This is a genomic window from Pseudophaeobacter profundi, from assembly GCF_029697505.1.
Lineage (GTDB): Bacteria > Pseudomonadota > Alphaproteobacteria > Rhodobacterales > Rhodobacteraceae > Pseudophaeobacter > Pseudophaeobacter profundi.
In genome coordinates this window covers 48,605-65,696 of record NZ_JARJEF010000015.1, presented here as the reverse complement: position 1 = coordinate 65,696, position 17,092 = coordinate 48,605, and the positions used below count along the sequence as shown (strand labels likewise).

The 17,092-nt window shown below is 57.7% G+C and carries 19 protein-coding genes and 1 pseudogene; 2 read left to right on the top strand and 18 right to left on the bottom strand.

Annotated elements, in window-relative coordinates; genetic code table 11:
- Positions 1 to 55: 55 nt before the first annotated feature.
- From P2081_RS18280 to P2081_RS18245, 8 genes and pseudogenes are all read right to left on the bottom strand, one after another.
- Positions 56 to 544: pseudogene (locus P2081_RS18280) on the bottom strand (ABC transporter ATP-binding protein); the annotation flags it as partial.
- A gap of 317 nt (positions 545 to 861) precedes the next feature.
- Positions 862 to 1,395 carry a cupredoxin domain-containing protein gene (locus P2081_RS18275; RefSeq protein WP_024099367.1) on the bottom strand — a complete coding sequence of 178 codons (534 nt, stop codon included), beginning with the start codon at positions 1,393 to 1,395 and terminating at the stop codon, positions 862 to 864.
- Between the two features lie 109 nt (positions 1,396 to 1,504).
- Positions 1,505 to 2,221 (bottom strand): copper-binding protein, encoded by a 717-nt coding sequence (locus tag P2081_RS18270; protein ID WP_024099368.1) that lies wholly within the window; start codon positions 2,219 to 2,221, stop codon positions 1,505 to 1,507.
- A gap of 46 nt (positions 2,222 to 2,267) precedes the next feature.
- On the bottom strand, positions 2,268 to 3,626 hold the full coding sequence (locus tag P2081_RS18265) for a multicopper oxidase family protein (RefSeq protein WP_007120886.1): 1,359 nt from the start codon (positions 3,624 to 3,626) through the stop codon (positions 2,268 to 2,270).
- Between the two features lie 11 nt (positions 3,627 to 3,637).
- On the bottom strand, positions 3,638 to 5,098 hold the full coding sequence (locus P2081_RS18260) for a TolC family protein (protein WP_024099369.1): 1,461 nt from the start codon (positions 5,096 to 5,098) through the stop codon (positions 3,638 to 3,640).
- On the bottom strand, positions 5,098 to 5,319 hold the full coding sequence (locus P2081_RS18255; protein ID WP_024099370.1) for a putative periplasmic lipoprotein: 222 nt from the start codon (positions 5,317 to 5,319) through the stop codon (positions 5,098 to 5,100). The genes P2081_RS18260 and P2081_RS18255 overlap by 1 nt, the downstream gene beginning before the upstream one ends.
- Before the next feature lie 73 nt (positions 5,320 to 5,392).
- On the bottom strand, positions 5,393 to 5,950 hold the full coding sequence (locus P2081_RS18250; RefSeq protein ID WP_244462821.1) for a hypothetical protein: 558 nt from the start codon (positions 5,948 to 5,950) through the stop codon (positions 5,393 to 5,395).
- A 43-nt stretch (positions 5,951 to 5,993) separates the two neighbouring features.
- Positions 5,994 to 6,137 (bottom strand): hypothetical protein, encoded by a 144-nt coding sequence (locus P2081_RS18245; protein WP_169731163.1) that lies wholly within the window; start codon positions 6,135 to 6,137, stop codon positions 5,994 to 5,996.
- A 287-nt stretch (positions 6,138 to 6,424) separates the two neighbouring features.
- On the opposite strand from P2081_RS18245, the gene P2081_RS18240 reads away from it, so the two are divergent.
- Positions 6,425 to 7,129 (top strand): hypothetical protein, encoded by a 705-nt coding sequence (locus P2081_RS18240; protein WP_024099372.1) that lies wholly within the window; start codon positions 6,425 to 6,427, stop codon positions 7,127 to 7,129.
- An 11-nt stretch (positions 7,130 to 7,140) separates the two neighbouring features.
- Here the strand turns inward: P2081_RS18240 and P2081_RS18235 are convergent, their stop codons facing one another.
- The 8 genes from P2081_RS18235 to P2081_RS18200 form a co-directional block, all read right to left on the bottom strand.
- Entirely contained in the window at positions 7,141 to 8,484 is a 1,344-nt protein-coding gene (locus P2081_RS18235) for an APC family permease (RefSeq protein ID WP_008282879.1), read from the bottom strand.
- Between the two features lie 108 nt (positions 8,485 to 8,592).
- On the bottom strand, positions 8,593 to 9,348 hold the full coding sequence (locus tag P2081_RS18230; protein ID WP_244462822.1) for a ferric reductase-like transmembrane domain-containing protein: 756 nt from the start codon (positions 9,346 to 9,348) through the stop codon (positions 8,593 to 8,595).
- 34 nt (positions 9,349 to 9,382) lie between these two features.
- Positions 9,383 to 10,036, bottom strand: a complete 654-nt coding sequence (locus tag P2081_RS18225; RefSeq protein WP_024099374.1) for a methyltransferase family protein — start codon at positions 10,034 to 10,036, stop codon at positions 9,383 to 9,385.
- The gene (locus P2081_RS18220; protein ID WP_230802127.1) at positions 10,036 to 10,158 is read right to left on the bottom strand and encodes a DUF2933 domain-containing protein; all 123 of its coding nucleotides are present in this window, start codon (positions 10,156 to 10,158) and stop codon (positions 10,036 to 10,038) included. The genes P2081_RS18225 and P2081_RS18220 overlap by 1 nt, the downstream gene beginning before the upstream one ends.
- A gap of 162 nt (positions 10,159 to 10,320) precedes the next feature.
- On the bottom strand, positions 10,321 to 12,666 hold the full coding sequence (locus P2081_RS18215; RefSeq protein ID WP_278924260.1) for a copper-transporting P-type ATPase: 2,346 nt from the start codon (positions 12,664 to 12,666) through the stop codon (positions 10,321 to 10,323).
- Between the two features lie 78 nt (positions 12,667 to 12,744).
- On the bottom strand, positions 12,745 to 13,665 hold the full coding sequence (gene lgt / locus P2081_RS18210; RefSeq protein ID WP_024099377.1) for a prolipoprotein diacylglyceryl transferase: 921 nt from the start codon (positions 13,663 to 13,665) through the stop codon (positions 12,745 to 12,747).
- A 105-nt stretch (positions 13,666 to 13,770) separates the two neighbouring features.
- Positions 13,771 to 14,157, bottom strand: a complete 387-nt coding sequence (locus P2081_RS18205; protein WP_024099378.1) for a DUF302 domain-containing protein — start codon at positions 14,155 to 14,157, stop codon at positions 13,771 to 13,773.
- A gap of 132 nt (positions 14,158 to 14,289) precedes the next feature.
- Positions 14,290 to 14,751 carry an EF-hand domain-containing protein gene (locus P2081_RS18200; RefSeq protein ID WP_024099379.1) on the bottom strand — a complete coding sequence of 154 codons (462 nt, stop codon included), beginning with the start codon at positions 14,749 to 14,751 and terminating at the stop codon, positions 14,290 to 14,292.
- 397 nt (positions 14,752 to 15,148) lie between these two features.
- Here P2081_RS18200 and P2081_RS18195 point away from each other — a divergent pair, with 397 nt between their 5' ends.
- Entirely contained in the window at positions 15,149 to 15,706 is a 558-nt protein-coding gene (locus P2081_RS18195) for a hypothetical protein (protein ID WP_233486466.1), read from the top strand.
- Positions 15,707 to 15,793: 87 nt separating this feature from the next.
- Here P2081_RS18195 and P2081_RS18190 read toward each other — a convergent pair whose 3' ends face one another.
- Entirely contained in the window at positions 15,794 to 16,459 is a 666-nt protein-coding gene (locus P2081_RS18190) for a L,D-transpeptidase (RefSeq protein ID WP_278924259.1), read from the bottom strand.
- A 42-nt stretch (positions 16,460 to 16,501) separates the two neighbouring features.
- Complete coding sequence (locus P2081_RS18185; protein WP_024099382.1) at positions 16,502 to 17,014, bottom strand: disulfide bond formation protein B; 513 nt, start codon at positions 17,012 to 17,014, stop codon at positions 16,502 to 16,504.
- Positions 17,015 to 17,092: the final 78 nt, after the last annotated feature.

Here is a 17,092-nt window from a genome sequence, read left to right as displayed (position 1 = left end):
ATTGATCGCTGAGCTGCCTGCCAAGCTGTCGGACTTCCTTGATCCTGGTGCGCGAAAGCGCGTTGACCCGGCGTTGCAGCTTGGGCAGCAGCACAAGCTGAATTGGCAGTACGGTCAGTGCTGCGGCACCCAAGACAGGGTCCTGAACGAACATGAAAAACAGGATCGTCAAAAGCGTACCGCCTTGCAGGATTGGCAGCGTAAGGACGTCCGCCGCGAAGCCACCGATGGGCTCGACTTCCTGTGCGAGAATAGGGACGATCTCGCTTTGGTTTCCGGAGTCTGGATCGCTGCGCCATTGCCGATAGACCAGCAGGCGGAAGCGCCGCAGAAAACGCTCCGCGACATACCCTTTGAAGACGTTTAGGCCATATTTGTTTAACCCATTCAGGATGATCGCCAGAAGATAGAGACCGCAAAGAAGTATGAGGAAAACGACCTGATCGAGGTCTCGTCCCAGAACGACGATCGTGAAACGGTCGGAATCCAGAGCGTTGTTCACGATCTGTTTTGGCAGTTCCAGGGTCAGATAGAGAATAGGCATCGCGATGAGGCTAACCACGATCATCAACGCCTGCTGCCTTCTCGAATAGCGCAAGACGGTGCTGAAAAGACTTCCTTCGAGCCCTCGTATGGGCTCTGCGTGGAACGCAGGCGTGCTGCGGTCCTTCCAAAGCTTCAGAACGCCGCGAATTGCAAGATATAAGCCAACACTGATCAGCAGCGCAGGCGCCAAGACCAGTATGAGATGAATGAACGGGTGAACCCAGTCTGGCGTGGCATCGTTGTAGTCGTATCCGAACGCGGCAGATACGTTATGTACAAACACGTGATATCTATCCAAGAGTGACATGGAAAAGTCTAGCCCTTGGATTTCGGCGCAAGGTGATCGTGCACGATGATGACGCCCCACATGCCCGCTTCCCGGTGGCCGGGGATCAAGCATACGAACTCCAGGTTGGTCATATCGGAGAACTCCCAGATCAACTCGGCATTTTGTCCACTAGGGATAGAAACTGAATTGGCGTTGTCATGTTGCATATCGGGATGTTCGCGCATCCACTGCTGGTGTTCTGCAACCTCGTCAAAGGAGCCAAGAAAGAACTCGTGATCCAGTCTGCCGGCATTGCCGATCGAAAACCGGATGACCGACCCCCTTTCAATCTGGATCGCGTCTGGCTCGAAAAGCATGTAGCCGCTTTCCGTCTCCCGTATGGATATTTTAATCGTCCTGTCGATCGAGGAGCCATGACCGGGTTTCCCGATCGGATCATGGCCAGGCATTTCAAAGGCTCGGGCGTGAGGCTGCTGGCCCTTCCCACTGGAAGCGCCCACTGAAAAAGCCGGAAGGACGAGCGCAAGGGCGATGGTGCAGGTTCTCAGGAAATTCTTCATGCTCGGCTACCTCCGTAGCGCTTGATTTTATGGGATCTTCTTGTTTTCTTGGGCCAAGCGATCAAGGCGATGAGGCCGGAGTGTTTACCACCGACCCCATTGTTTGTAGTTACTTCATCTGAGTGACGGTCAGTTTACCCTTGACCCGGTCAGCGACGAATTCGATGCCCTGACCTTCCGCCATCTTGGCCATCATTGCTTCGTCGGCGCGAAACACCATGGTCATCGCGGGCATATCGAGGTTGACCAGAGGGCCGTGGATGATTGTGACCTTGCCGGCCTTGGCGTCGATTTTCTTGATGGTCCCGCTCGTGTATTCCACGTCAGCTTGGGCCATCTGGTCACCGACTGCGACCTCACGGTGCATGCCGGATTCGTAGTGGCCAGGGATCAGGCACGCCGCTTCGAACGTACCAGAATTTGCGAAAGTCCAGACAACCTCACCCGACGCGCCCGCATCGAGACGGATACGGTTCGGATCGTCGTGTTCCATATCCATCTTGGCCATTTCGATCTTGTGCTCGGCATTCCGCTCTACCGTGTCGAGGACGAATTCATGCTCCAGCTCACCCTTGTTGGTGATTTTGAAGCGGATGGTTTCGCCCTCCTTGATATTCATCGGCTCACTCTCGATCAGCATCTGGCCCTCATCGTTTTCGAGCAAAGTGACGTCGATTGTGCGGTCAACCTTGGCGGCGTCACCCGGCATGCCGACCATCATTGCGGCTGGCTTGGTCTCCCCATGTCCGCCGTCGTGTGTACCTGCAGCAAAGGCCGGTGCTGATAGCGCGATCGCGAAGCTTGTCGTCAAAAGAAGATTTCTCATTTTATTGTCCTGTAGGTTGGTTCGGTTGGAGATGACGAAGGGCCGCTCAGCCCTTCGAGGTTGGTTTCGGTGTGAGAATGGTCTTGGGGCTGTTGTTGGAGGCAAATTCGGGTAATTCGCCGGTCCATTCGTAGGCCATCTCGCCCGGAGGGTTCTCGTACCAGCCGGGATCGGAGTAATCGTCCGCGTCGATGCCGTCCCGCACCTTCACGACCGAAAACATGCCGCCCATCTCGATGGGTCCATACGGGCCCCAACCCGTCATCATCGGGATGGTATTGTCGGGTAGCGGCATTTCCATTTTTGCCATGTCCCCCATGCCGGACATGCCCATCGGCATGTATTCCGGCTGGAATTGACGGATCTTCTGGGTCAGCGGCTTCTTGTTCACCCCGATGAACGTCGGCACGTCATGGCCCATGGCGTTCATCGTATGGTGCGATTTGTGGCAATGGATCGCCCAATCTCCCAGATGATCGGCGACGAATTCGTAGGCGCGCATCGCACCTACGGGAATGTCGATGCTGACCTCCGGCCACTGTGCTTCAGGCGGCACCCAGCCGCCATCCGTGCAGGTGACCTTGAAGTCATAGCCGTGCATATGGATCGGGTGGTTCGTCATCGTAAGGTTCCCAACCCGTACTCGCACCCGGTCGCCCTTGTTCACGACCAGCGGATCGATGTCGGGGAAGATCCGGCTGTTCCAGGTCCAAAGGTTGAAATCCGTCATCGTCATGATGCGGGGCACATAGGTCCCCGGATCGATGTCGAAAGCATTCAGCATGATCAGGAAATCACGATCCACCGGCATGAATGTGGGATCCTTGGGGTGGACCACGAACATGCCCATCATCCCCATCGCCATCTGGGTCATTTCATCGCCGTGGGGGTGGTACATGAACGTTCCGGACTTCACCAAGTCGAATTCGTAGACGAAGGTTTTGCCCGGCGGGATGCTTGGATGGCTCAACCCGGAGACCCCATCCATGCCTGAGGGAAGAATGAGCCCGTGCCAGTGCACCGTTGTGCCTTCCGGCAGCTTATTGGTGACGTAGATGCGCACCCGGTCACCTTCGACAGCTTCGATCGTCGGGCCGGTGGATTGGCCGTTGTAGCCCCACAAATGCGCGATCATGCCGTCGGCAAGCTCGCGTTCTACCGGTTCGGCCACGAGGTGAAATTCTTTCACCCCGTTGTTCATCCGGTGCGGCAGGGTCCACCCGTTCAATGTGACCACAGGTGTGTAGTCCGGCCCGGAATTGGGACGCGCCGTGATCGCCGTTGCTGCGCTATCCATTTGGGCAGCTTCGGGCAGGCCCATGTTCAGGGTTTGACCCCAGGCTTTCGAAGAGACCAGCGTTGCACCTGCCGCGCCGGCTCCGAGTAATTGACGTCTATTTAGCATGTCAGTTCCTTTCAGTGTCCTGCGCCGCCACCGGCGGCAAGTGTTGCGCCTTCTCCACCAGCACCGCCGCCATCTCCGCCGCCATAGATCGCAGCGGTCAGGTCAGCCTGAGCCATGTAGAATTCGCGTTTTGCGTTTGCCGCTTCCAGTGATGCGCCAAGTTTCTCGCGCACGTCTGTCAGCAGCTCGAAAGTGTTGGTGATCATGCCGTTATAGGACAGCAGACCCTCTTCTTCGACGGTCGTGCGTAGCGGCACCAGAACGTCGCGGTAGTGGCGGGCGATCTTATATGACGCATGATAAGAGGCTTCAGCACCACGCGCTTCGGACCGGACGTTGACGGCTCTTTCTGCCAGCACGTTGGCTGCTTGCAGGTACGACAATTCCGCCTTGCGCATCCGTGCCTTCCCGGTGTCGTAGATAGGGATTGCGAACTCCACCTCCACCTGAGGGGTGGTCACGGTCTCCGTTTCTCCGCCCTCAATTTCCCGCTCCGCTTCGAACCCGGCAATGAATTCGAGATCGCTGATAATGCGAGTCTGATCAGTCAGACCAAACGCCTTGGCCTGTGCTTCCAGGCCAAGTTTGGCAACGCGCAGATCAACCCGATTTCGCAATGCTTTCGCTTCGATGTCAGTCACACGGCCGACGGAACGCGGCAGCGCAGGAAGGGCATCGGGCACATAATAGTCGACTTCGGTGCCCCACAGCCCCATGAGCCTGGTCAGCTGCTCTTTGGACCGGGTAGCATTCAAGCGTGCCTGGGCAAGTTGTCCGGCGAGTTCGGCATTGAATGCCTGTTCACGGGCCTGCCCGGCTGTGTTGAGCGCGCCGGTCTCACCCAGCCTCATCGCCAATTCCGATCCGGCGTCAGAGGTCGCTTTCGCACGGCGCAGATAGCTCACGGCCTCGAAGGCGGCTACGGCATCGACCCATGCCTTCCGCGTCTGATTGGCCAGCGCGAGTGTGTCGTTCACCGCGTTGAGCTGTGCCTGCCGGAAGCTTGCGTCAGCAATGGCCACACGTTGTTTACGGGTGGTGGCATCGAGTACGTTCGACCGTATCAGTCCTTCGATCGCTCTGTAGGCACCCAGTTCGGGCGCACCGATGCCCAATACACCAATCGAAACGATCGGGTTTTCCGGGGTCGATTGCTGCCAGGCCTCAGCGGCGGATAGGCCGACATTCGCATAAGACGCCTGCAACCCCTTGTTGTTCAGAAGCGCAACCTGAACGGCGGTGTCCGCCGAAATGGTCTTGCGGTGCACCATTGCGTGCACCTGCTTCTTCAATGCCTCGTTTTCGGCCTGGGTTTCGGCGAAGGCTGTCCGTTTGCCGATGGCTGGTGTGACCTGGCTGGAAATATTGGCGAAGCCAGCTTTTGGTTCCGTGTAGATGCCCGGCACTGCTGTAGCACAGGCACCCAAGATTAGCGGAAAGCCGAAAACCAGCGGAAATTTCGATACCCGCATCAGTTGCCCTCCGTCTGTTCTTGATTGACGGAACGCCAGTCGCGGGGACCTGTAGGGCCGCGATAGGTGTAGCCTGCCAAGGGGTCCTGATAGCTGATCGGTGACGAAACTGCCGCGTTGACGACGGCCTGTTGGGTCGCGACGGACGGCAACGGGGTGGGCTCATAGGCGCATGCGCCAAGCCCGAGGGCCGAAGCCCCCATAAGTAGATGAATTTTCATGAAAGTAACCTGATTGGTGAACGTTATCTCACGCAGAATCTGCGCAAGGCTCACACCCGATTTGGGCGCCGGTTCAGATCAGGAATCGAGGGGGCCGAAGAAACCCTGCTGTTTCTACCGAATACGTTTGACCGTCCAGAATGACATATTCACTTGTACCAACCGGCTCTGCTCTGATCTTGGTGTCTTCGATGAAGACGACAGAAATACAGATGCCGTTGCAACACTCTTGGGATTGTTGCTCTTTGCCATCCTTGTCTGACGCTGCGATGTCGATGTCGCTTGCGACCTTAAGCTTCTCATGCGCGTGATGCGCATCGCTTCCAGTGTCATGGGTCTCGGCAGCACCAACGATACTAACAGGCTTGGCTTGATGTTCGTCATGCATGCCGGACGCCGCGTGAGCGGCAGAAGGTGGTGACAATACAAATGCCAGCGCAAACGCAATGCACGTAAACGCCCGTGACCAGCTTGATATGACAACTCGCAAGTTCATGAGCAAGATATCGGATACCGGAACCATGTCGTCAATCCGTCCAGCGCAGGAAGGTTTGCCGCTTTTTTGTGAAACAGGCGAAATACGGTCGCTGCTGTTAAAAATGTTGCATATCGGAAACATGTAAAGGGCCAAAGCCTCGCTCCCGCTCAGCGGAGCGTTGCTGACGCGTCTTGTGCTACCGAACTTCAGCCAGCTTCTCTGACCCGTAGCCCGCATCGCTGATCGTTGCGGCCAATGCAGTTTCATCCAGAGTGCTGTCGACGCCGACGATAGGTGCAGTCAGATCGCACGAAACTTTTGCATCTGGGTCGGCAGCCATGATGGGCTTTTGCATGGAAGCGGCACGATGGCCGCGATCTCCGCGCAGATTGCAATAGACCCTGAAAGGAGTCCGCCCACTCGGATAGGAATATTCCGTTCTGAAAATTACCGCCAGCGTAAGACATGCAGAAAAGCTACTTTCCAATGCTATCAACATTTCCGCAACTAGGTCCGGCAGTAACCTACCATTTGTTATGTCGCTCGGCCTGCAGTCGAGACATGGAACGCGGTTCAGGAGATTTCGAAACTTAAATTTCATTCGTCCCAAAGACCTGGAGCGAATGCTTGGTTCCCAAACGCAGGTTCAACATCCTCGATCTCAAGCCGTATATGTGCCAACGTTCTAACATGCAGAGGTTTTTCTCCGTCGACATGCCCGGTGTTCAGTTTGTGAGCATTGTCTTGGCATTCAGCCTCGCAGCGTTACTGCCGGTCCTCTGCCTTTATATCTTGCTTTCGCCCGGCTTTGCAGCGGCTCTTGCCGCCGGCGGGCCATCGCTGGCCCGCTTTCTGAGGCAAGTTACGACCAACGGTCTGCCCGTAGTTTTTGCCATAAACTATGTCAGTTTTTTTCTTTTCGCGGTGATACAGAAACCAAAGGTCGCCCGCCGAGATACGGCGTTTTTCGTGCTGGTGGATATCTTGCTCAGAGCCATTCTCTTTCCAAGCCTCCACGCACTGATCTACGTTTTGTCTGCCGACTGGTTCGAGTCATTCGGGGGCAGTCGTGCAACCGCGTTGTCGGTCGTTGCCCCAACCCTTGCGCGTTCGGCGTTTTTTGAGAACATCTCCGGAGTTTATCTTTATGCGACAATGATCAGCGCGCTGCCGCTATATGTTTCAGCTTTCGGGCAGTCGGAATTTCTTGGACCGACCGTTCGTCGCTTGCCAATAAAAGCGGGCTTGATGCTGCTCGCCTTGTTTGCGTTTGCCCTGTCGGTCGGATTGATCGCAATCGGTGCACAAGGCATCGCATTCCTTCAGGGCTAGATGATGGCTGGCTATTCACCGTGGGAATGCGCGGCCTGAGGTGCCAACCATCGCGACAAGTAAACGCGCTCGAAAGCGAAGACAGCGATCATTCCGACAGCCGCATACAGAACGATCATTGGATCACTTTGAAGCTTCATTACGGTGAAAGCTGCCAATACAATTGCATCGAGAGAGAGCGCAGACAAAAGCACGATACTGGAGGCGCCAACTTCGGTTCGACGATAGCGGAACACGCCCCAATGTATGATCATGTCCATGACGAGGTAAAAGAAGGCACCAAGGGATGCGATCCGTCCCAAATCAAAGAGCACGGCCAGCGTCGAGGCGATAACGACTGTATAGACCAGCATATGCCGCTGGACAGCCCCGGACATGCCAAAATGGCTGTGCGGGATCATTTTCATCTCCGTCAGCATGGTCAGCATCCGGGACACTGCGAAAACGCTGGCCAGCACGCCGGATGCCGTGGCCACGGCCGCCAACACGACCGTCAAGTAAAAGCCGACCTGCCCGAGTGCGGGCTCAGCCGCCTGGGCCAGCGAATAGTCGCGCGCGGCGATGATTTCGTCGATTGTCAGGCTCGCGCCCACGCCAAAGGCCACAAGCAGGTAGACCACCACGCAGATCGCGATGGACAGCATGATAGTGCGGCCCACATTGCGGTGGGGATCGGTGATTTCGCCGCCGCTGTTGGTGATCGTGGTAAAGCCCTTGAAGGCAAGGATCGCCAGCGCAACGGACGCGATGAAGCCTGTCACTCCAAAGGTCTCGGCCGTTTCTGACGCGGCTGCGAACTGAAACCCGCTTGACCAGAGTGCTGCGATACCGAACAGCGCGATGCCCCCGATCTTGATCGCCGCCATGATTAGAGAGAATAGCCCGACGGAGCGGTTTCCTGCGATGTTGACCAAGAATGCGAACACGATCACGGCAACCGCCAGAACGGGCACAAGTGGCCCGCCTGTGATATCGAAAGGCCGCAAGACATAAGTGGCGAATGTCCGTGCGACGAGGCTTTCCGCGATCACCATGCTGAGCGCCATCAAAAGCGCCGCTCCCGCCGCGACCGCCCCCGATCCATAGCATTTCTGAAGGATCATCGCGATGCCCCCTGCCGAGGGCCAGGCGTTCGACATCTTGATGTAGCTGTAAGCGCTGAAGCTGGTCACGATGGCACCAGCGATGAACGCGAGTGGAAATAGTGGTCCAGCCAGCTGGGCGATTTGTCCGGTCAGGGCAAAGATGCCCGCACCGATCATCACGCCCGTGCCCATGGCAACAGCTCCGCCAAGGCTGATCGAGCCTTCACGGTAGCCGTCGTTCCCATCGTGGTTTTTATTGTGTTTCTGCATTTCGATCTGCCTTGGTTGCTTTTTAGGTCGTTACGCCTCTGCGCATGCCCACCCGATAGGTTTCAGGCCGCCAGAAGTCCCGACCCTGGGCGTCTGATGAAATCGCGACTACTCCCGTTGCGAGGGTGCGCCGTAGATCCGCCGGGAAGTTTGCGAACGCCATGTGACTACAACGGCGGCCCCTTGCAGAGCGATAACTGACGCCACAAGTGCAACGAACGGCCATCGCGCCCAGTTCGGCTCAGGCATTTGGCGGTGAAAATCAAGAAAATGAAAGAACAAGAAATAGGCTGTGTGCAGCACTGCCAGCCACCACAGAACATAAGCGCCCTGCTGGATGTATTTCCACACGGACGTGCCAAGTACCCTTTGGCTGAAATTATTCGACGTACCGGCAAGCACAAAGCCGTAGAGCAGTGCCGCGATCCCAACCACATTGGCCAGCGCAAACCCGTGCTGAAGCATCACGTAGCGTTGCAGCTGGGGGTGAAACTCAAAACCGAACAGCCGTGCAAAATCAAGCTCGACCCAGCCGATCAGTATGATGATGGTATGCACCGTCGCCGCCAGAACCGCATAAATACCGAGCTCGCGTCGGTACGGCATGAGCTTCCGTAAAAAGGGCGCAGACGACAAGCGTGCGAGCGGCCCAATCGCCATTGCGGCAACGATGAGCAGCAGTGAAAGATCCCCCAGCGCTCGGTTGTAGCGGTGCATCTCCGACCACTCGGCACGCGAAGCAAGCAGCAGGTATCCCGTCAGCACGGACGTTCCTATGATTAGTACGTGCCGCAGAAGGGCGGGTTTTTTCATCATGGTTTCAGATACCGTATGTTTGCAGTCTTCCAAAGATGTTTTAGGCACGCAAGTAACACATCAGATCGGCTTTCGCTTCCAATCAGCGTTCAACATTCTGCAAAGTGTTAACGTTTGGTATGAAAGCCGGAACCCGGCTAGAATACCTGTCCCAGCTTTCGCCAAAACGGGCGCGACTGTCCCCCTCCTCGCCGCGGGCCAGCCGTGCGTACATCCAGACCAGCACCGGGAACATCGCGAGCGTCAGGAGGGTCGGCCATTGCACGAGAAAGCCCAGCATGATCAGCACGAACCCCACATACTGGGGATGACGAATGCGGGCATAGGGGCCTGTCGTCGCAAGCAACCCCTGACGCTGCGCATTCCACAGATGGTGCCATGCCACGGATATGAGCCAGAAGCCGCCGCCGATAAAGACGAAGCTCAGGAGGTGGAACGGCCCGAAATGCGGGTTCGATTGCCAGCCGAACATCATTTCGGGGAGATGTCCGCTGTCGTGGGCAAACCAGTCTACCTCCGGCCAGGTCGATTGCAGCCAGCCGGAAAGAAAGAAGATGGTCAACGGGAACCCGTACATCTCGGTGAAGAGAGCTACGACAAAGGCGCTGAACGCTCCAAAACTGCGCCAGTCGCGTTTTGTCTGCGGCTTGAAGAAACTGAAGGCGAAAATGATGAACACCGCCGAATTGATAAATACTAGCAGCCAGAGTCCATAGGAAGCACCTGCATCGGTCATTACTGGTCGTCTCCCTTTCCGTGCCCGCCGTGGCCTCCATGACCGCCGTGCATGAAGAAGTGCATTCCGACGCAAAGCAGCAATGGCAGCCAGATCAGCAATCCGCTGCTCAGGATGTGCACCCGGTGCTCGTAACCCAGGAGAAGGACGCCAACTGCCAGCGCAACGATCAGATAGATGCCGGCGCGTGATCGCCAGAATGAGGGCGGGCGGGGGGCATGCTCCGATTGACTTTGATTAACATGTGATGGATCAGGTTGATGGGTCACGTTGTGGCTTCCTTTCTAGATCTTTGCGCCGCGAAGGCGCAGCGAATTGAGCACCACCGATATCGACGAGGCGCTCATGGCGAAGGCGGCAAACATCGGGCTGATGAGGATGCCGAAGAACGGAAACAGCACCCCCGCCGCGACAGGCACGCCAGAGGCGTTGTAGATCAGTGCGAAGAACAGGTTCTGCCGGATATTACGCATGGTGGCCCGTGCGAGCCGCCGTGCGCGCACGATACCGTCGAGGTTGCCCTTGACCAGCGTGATGCCCGCGCTTTCGATGGCCACATCGGCCCCGGTGCCCATGGCGATGCCGACATCGGCCTGGGCCAGGGCCGGCGCGTCGTTGACGCCATCGCCGGCCATCGCCACCTTGCGGCCCTCCTGCTGCAACTCCTTGATGATCCGCGCCTTGTCCTCGGGCAGCACGTCGGCCCGGATCTCGTCAATGCCGAGACGTGCGCCGATCGCCTTGGCCGTGCGCTCGTTGTCACCGGTGGCCATGATGACGCGGAATCCCAGTGCATGCAGGTCCTTGATGGCGGCGGGCGTGGTCTCCTTCACCGGATCGGCGACAGCGACGAGACCCGCGATCTCGCCATCCAGCACCACGAACATCACCGTCTCGCCCTCGTCGCGACGGGCATTTGCCTTGGCGGTCAGGTCGCCGGCCTCAAGGCCAAGGTCCCGGATCATCGCCAGGTTGCCCAATGCGACCGCCTTGCCGCCCACGACGCCCTTCACGCCCTTTCCTGTGACCGCCTCGAAGTCGTCCGCGTCCGCCATCTTCACATCGCGCTCTTCCGCGCCGCGCACGATGGCCTCAGCGAGGGGGTGTTCCGATCCGCGCTCCAGCGATGCGGCGAGACGCAGGACCTCGGCCTCGTCGTGACCGGGTTGCGGCAGGACGGCGACAAGCTGCGGCTTGCCCATCGTCAACGTGCCGGTCTTGTCGACGATCAGGGTATCGACCTTCTCGAACCGCTCCAGCGCCTCGGCGTTCTTGATCAGCACCCCGGCCTGGGCCCCCCGCCCCGTTGCCGTCATGATCGACATCGGCGTGGCGAGGCCGAGCGCACAGGGACAGGCGATGATCAACACGGCGACAGCCGAGATCAATGCGTAGGACAGCGCCGGGGATGGCCCCCAGACCGCCCACGCGATGAAGGACAGGACCGCGATACCGATCACGGCCGGAACGAAATATCCCGCCACCTTGTCGGCATACTTCTGGATCGGTGCGCGCGAGCGTTGCGCGTTCGACACCATCTCGACGATCTGCGCGAGCATCGTGTCGGACCCGACACGCGTCGCCTCCATCACCAGACTGCCAGTGCCGTTGATCGTCGCACCAGTTACCGGGTCGCCTTCGGTCTTCTCGACCGGCACAGGTTCACCGGAGATCATGCTTTCGTCGATCGAGGACCGGCCGTCCAGAACCACGCCATCGACAGGCACCTTGTCACCGGGCCGTACGCGCAGCCGGTCGCCGACCTGTACGTCCTCCAGCGGGATCTCCTCTTCGGAGCCATCGTCCCGCATGACCCGCGCGGTCTTGGCGGCCATATCGAGTAGCGCACGGATCGCCTTGCCGGTTCCTTCACGTGCGCGCAATTCCATCACCTGACCGAGCAGCACGAGCGTCACGATCACCGCCGCCGCCTCGAAGTAGACGCCGACATGGCCTTCGGAGTCTCGGAACCCATCAGGGAATATGTCCGGTGCGAGAACGGCAACGACGCTGAAGAGCCAGGCGGCAAGAACGCCCATGCCGATCAGGGAGAACATGTTGAGGTTCAATGTGCGGAACGAAATCCATCCGCGTTCCAGAAACGGCCAGCCGCACCACAAGACCACTGGCGTTGCCAGGATCAATTCGATCCATTGTGTGGTGCCTTCGCCAAAAAAAGTCCGGACTGCGGGGAAACCGACGAATGGCCCCATCGTGAGGACAAGGAGCGGGATCGTCAGGACTGTGCCGACCCAGAACCGCCGTGTGAAATCCACCAGTTCGGGATTTGGACCTTCATCGCCCGGCACACCGGATTCCAGTTCCAACCCCATGCCACAGATCGGGCACGCGCCCGGATCAGGCTGCCGCACCTGAGGGTGCATCGGGCAAGTGTAAATGGGACCATCATGCCCTTGGGGAACCAGATCATATCGTCCATCCGCCGGCGCGGCACCTGCTTGGTGGTCGTGATGATCATGTGCTGAATGGGCCTCGAGCTCCGATTCCGGCACGAGATGCATCCCGCATTTCGGACAATTGCCGGGCTCAACCTGCCGCACCTCAGGGTGCATTGGGCAAACGAATACCGAAGAAGCTGCTGTGGTTTCAGAACTGTCGGGGGTGCTCATTTTGCGGTCCTTTCCGAGAATGCTTCTCTTGCCTAAGGCTTCCATCCACAGGAGGGTCAAGAGAGATCAGTATGGTGATTACATTGCGGATCTGCGGGGTGGCGCTGTCCGGCCCCGTTCCCGTCGGGCGAGCACGATCAACGCCAGCCCGACCAACACCATCGGCATGGAGAGCAACTGGCCCATCGTCAAACCCCACTCACCAAAATGGAGCGCATGGCCAATCGGGTTGTCCGCCGTCACAAACTGTTGGTCCGGTTGCCGGAACATCTCGACGAAATTCCGGGCAAGACCATAGCCGGTCAGAAACACGCCAGCCAAGGCACCGGGCATTTTCAGCCAGCCCCGGCCCCAAGCGAGATAAATGAGCAGCATTCCAAGAATGAGCCCCTCCAATACCGCCTCGTACAGCTGGGACGGGTGTCGGGCGCAGAGGCCGCTAACCCCTGGGCAGGCCTGCGCGACTTCGCCGGGAAAGATCACCGCCCAGGGAACGTCCGTTGGACGCCCCCACAACTCATTGTTGGTGAAGTTCGCCAGCCTCCCAAGAAACAAGCCTGGTGGTGTTGCCAAAGCCAGCAAGTCGCCAGTGCTGAGCAATGACGCGTTCTGTCTAAGGCAGAACAGCAAGGCCGCGATTACAACGCCCGCGAACCCCCCGTGGAAAGACATGCCGCCTTGCCAGACCATCAGAATTTCCAAGGGATTGGCGAGATAATATGCGGGCTGGTAGAACAGTACAAAGCCCAGGCGACCACCAGCAATCACACCGATGATGATCCACGTCAGAAGATCTTCGATCTGCGTTCGGTCAAGCGGCGGTCCAGCTGACGTCCAGAGCGCGGGACGGCTTATGGCACTCAAACAAATGCGCCAGCCAATCAGGATACCGAAGATATAGGCTAGCGCGTACCAGCGGAGTGCGAATGTGACCCCCCCGATGTCGAAGGAGAAGAGGTCGGTTCCAATATCCGGAAATGGCAATCCCGCTGGCAGCACTGGGTGAGTTCCTCATAAGCAATTTACGTGGGGATTAGATGGCATTGATCGAGCACCGCTAAACGCGCTCGATCTGCGACAGGGCATCCAACGCCCATCCCGCAATCACGCGGTGTCGAGGGCGTCCCGCAGGAGATCGCGGACTTCGCCGGCGACCGCATCCAGGTCTTGGTTCTGCACCGCCTGCATCGAAGCGACAGGATCGACCGCGCTGACCTCGGTGTCGCCGTCCACTTGCCGCAAGATGACATTGCAGGGAAGCATCGCACCGATGCGAGGCTCAATCTCGATGGCTTTGTGCGCCATGCCCGGATTACAGGCCCCCAGGATGCGGTAAGGCGGCATGTCCGCATCAAGTTTCTTTTTCATCGTCGCTTTGACGTCAATCTCAGTCAGAACGCCGAAGCCCTTGTCTGCCAGGGCATCCCGAACACGCAATTCTGCGTCATCGATATTGGTGTCTTTCAGGACGCGATCATAGGTATAGGCCATGGGGATTTTCCTTTCCGTGTCTCTATTTTTTTTGGCATATCGAGGCTAAACGGTTCAGGTCGCGGTCCGGTTCAATGTCCCGGCCGAGAACGGTTTTGGCGTCGGGTGCCGGAAAATCCGGCACTCATTGGCTCAGTTGTCCTCCATCATGGAGCCGTTGCCCATGCCCTGACCGTTGCCGGGCCTCGCAGGCGCATCTGCCATGTTCGAGCGCATCATCTGCATCCGTTCCATCCTATCGGCCGGAGCGGCCATCTCTTCCGGCGTCACCGCGCCGTCGCCATCGGCATCGAGGTGCTGAAAACGATCCACCATCATTTCGCGGATCATTGCGCTGTGGAGAGCTTCAAACTCGGTAATCGAGAGGTTTCCATCCCCATCGCTGTCAAACTCGGAAAGCTTGGCCTGAAGCCGCGTGCGCATTTCTTCCGGCGTGGTTGTGCCGTCTCCATCAGTGTCGAACATTTGCATCATGCCTGCCCCACCTTGGGCACCAAGCTGCCCACCGTGCCCATGGTTGGCATCCGCGAAGGCCGCGCCACCAAAGGCGGTTGCAGCCAGGGTCATTGCAGCGAGTAAAGTGTTGCGTTTCATTTCGATCACCTCGTGTCAGTGTTGCGATACCCACTATATGGGATGCACCTGCAGATGCGGAATACCACGCGAGCCGGTGTTTTGTATCGCGAGGTCACAAAGGCGGGGTCTGTTACAAACTGCGACAAATCAATTCGGGGCGAACGCTCCTCTTCATCTAAGACATGCGATATCCAGAGAAAAACCTGTCGAGGAGTCGTGTACCAACTGACACCGAAACCATGTTTCGGTGGAAGTGAAATTCGGAAGAGTTGGTGTCGAGAGTGGCAGAGGCCCTGATGTTCCCGAAAATTCAGTCATTCAACCCATGGCAGGAGGCTGCAAGTTGCTCTTTTTGAACCGCATTTTCTTGGTGCTTGCCTTGGTGATTTTGGCGGGGTGCGGTGCAGGAAACGACATGCGCCCTGATGCTTCAGCCGAAGTCATCAGTAGTGCATCCTACAGTCACGACGGACCGGCCGCGTTGACGCTGTACACTATGATCAATAACAGGTCCGGAGCGGGTGCGCATACCAGCGTCATGATCAATGGGTCGCAGCGCGTTATCTTCGATCCGGCAGGAACGGTCCGGCTGAGCGCGGTACCGGAACGGGGAGATGTGCTTTATGGCATTACTCCACAAGTGGCCGATTTTTACGCACGGGCTCATGCACGGGAGACCTACCATGTCGTCATACAAGAGATCGATGTGTCCCCCGAAGTCGCGGAGCGCGCCTTGCAACTTGCATTGGCAAACGGTCCGGCTGCTTCAGGCTTTTGTAGCGTCAGTACTTCTGCGATCCTAAGGCAATTACCAGGATTTGAATCCATTGGACGCACATTTTTTCCAAAGCGCCTGATGGCGGATTTTGGCAAGTTGCCGGGCGTGCGAACCACAAAGCTGTTCGAGAACGATGAGGACGACAAATCCGTAGCGATCGCACAGTTCGAAAATTCACTTGCGACGCGGCCTTGAGTGTTCGTCCAACAATTCGTTGCAAGTTGTCCCTGCACGACGCGGTACTCGGCGTGTGAGCCAAAGATTCTCTGTCCTACGAATAGGTCAGCTTCGAGCGGTAACGCTGTCTTCGGCCGAGTAAAGGAACGCCGTCGATCCGACAGCGACATTCGGATAGAGATCATTGATATGGGCCATCACCATGCGCACGCATCCCGAACTGGCCCGGCCGCCAATGCTGCGAGGGCTCGGCGTTCCGTGAATTCGAAGGTACGTATCCCGATCTCCGACGAATAGATACAAAGCCCTGCTGCCCAAGGCATTGTTGGGGCCGGGCTCCATACCGTCGGCACACCGCTCGTAAGCCTCCGGATCGCGTTCGATCATTGACTGTGTTGGCGTCCAGTGCGGCCATTCGACCTTTCGGCGGATCGTATAGGTGCCGGGTTCATAGAGATCGCCCTTGGCAATCGCGACCCCGTAGCGCATCGCGGTGCCATCTTCCTCGATATGGTACAGATAGCGCGCGATCGCATCGACGTGAATGTCACCCGGGCGCAAACCGTCATTCGCCAAAACGCGTTGCGGCAGCAGCCTGGGATGCAGCCCCCATGGGTTGGTTGTTGCCGGGTCATAGTTGGCGGGCGTGACCTGCGCATCCCAAGCTGCTTTTTCGGCTGTTGTCGGCCAGGTCTTAGCGAATGCTGGCGAACTCAGAGAAGCTGAAAACAGCGAGCCGGAAAGTGCAAGGAAGTGTCGTCTTGTAACCATGAAGCGAAGCCCTTTGTTTGTTTTCGATGAATGCGAGACGATTCAAGAAACGTCCGCGACCCCATGCCATCGACCCTTTTGATGTCTTGCGATCGCGACCAACCAGAGGCAAGCAAGGACACCGCTTAGGATCGCGTTCCAACTGGCCATGGACAACGTCAGAAATTCCCAGACAACCTCATTGCACAGAACAAGAGTGGACGCATTTGAACTCGCAGAGGGCAGCAATTCCGATACCGACATTTGGGAAACATCGAGGCCGGATCCCGTGCAAGAAGTCGGTCCCTCCCACCAGCCGCGCTCGACACCGGTATGAAACATTCCCAACGCGGATGTGCTGAGTGCCGACAGGGCACCGATTATCAGGATTGGCAAAATCGGCAGAGCAAAGAGCAACAGAGCGCCCATTCCAATGGCGATTGCGTGTGGGTAGCGTTGCCAGATGCACATTGCGCACGGCGCGTACCCAAGAGCCTGGAAAACGAAGGCCCCTAACAGCAAGGCGGCTGATCCTGCCGCCGCAGTCATGCCGAGAGATTTTGGTGTCAGGGTCAATGAACGCTCCCGTTGGCAATCGATGGACCTGTTTCTCGCTTGTCAGGTTACGTAGACGGCAAAAGGCCTGTTATCATT

What these genes read in the sequence shown, in the direction of transcription:
- P2081_RS18195 (WP_233486466.1), top strand. Translation starts at nt 15,149, where the DNA reads ATGCGCCCTGATGCTTCAGCCGAAGTCATCAGTAGTGCATCCTACAGT.
- P2081_RS18245 (WP_169731163.1), bottom strand. Translation starts at nt 6,137, where the DNA reads ATGGCTGCCGACCCAGATGCAAAAGTTTCGTGCGATCTGACTGCACCT.
- P2081_RS18200 (WP_024099379.1), bottom strand. Translation starts at nt 14,751, where the DNA reads ATGAAACGCAACACTTTACTCGCTGCAATGACCCTGGCTGCAACCGCC.
- P2081_RS18205 (WP_024099378.1), bottom strand. Translation starts at nt 14,157, where the DNA reads ATGGCCTATACCTATGATCGCGTCCTGAAAGACACCAATATCGATGAC.
- P2081_RS18270 (WP_024099368.1), bottom strand. Translation starts at nt 2,221, where the DNA reads ATGAGAAATCTTCTTTTGACGACAAGCTTCGCGATCGCGCTATCAGCA.
- P2081_RS18265 (WP_007120886.1), bottom strand. Translation starts at nt 3,626, where the DNA reads ATGCTAAATAGACGTCAATTACTCGGAGCCGGCGCGGCAGGTGCAACG.
- P2081_RS18260 (WP_024099369.1), bottom strand. Translation starts at nt 5,098, where the DNA reads ATGCGGGTATCGAAATTTCCGCTGGTTTTCGGCTTTCCGCTAATCTTG.
- P2081_RS18235 (WP_008282879.1), bottom strand. Translation starts at nt 8,484, where the DNA reads ATGCAGAAACACAATAAAAACCACGATGGGAACGACGGCTACCGTGAA.
- P2081_RS18190 (WP_278924259.1), bottom strand. Translation starts at nt 16,459, where the DNA reads ATGGTTACAAGACGACACTTCCTTGCACTTTCCGGCTCGCTGTTTTCA.
- P2081_RS18225 (WP_024099374.1), bottom strand. Translation starts at nt 10,036, where the DNA reads ATGACCGATGCAGGTGCTTCCTATGGACTCTGGCTGCTAGTATTTATC.
- P2081_RS18275 (WP_024099367.1), bottom strand. Translation starts at nt 1,395, where the DNA reads ATGAAGAATTTCCTGAGAACCTGCACCATCGCCCTTGCGCTCGTCCTT.
- P2081_RS18255 (WP_024099370.1), bottom strand. Translation starts at nt 5,319, where the DNA reads ATGAAAATTCATCTACTTATGGGGGCTTCGGCCCTCGGGCTTGGCGCA.
- P2081_RS18215 (WP_278924260.1), bottom strand. Translation starts at nt 12,666, where the DNA reads ATGAGCACCCCCGACAGTTCTGAAACCACAGCAGCTTCTTCGGTATTC.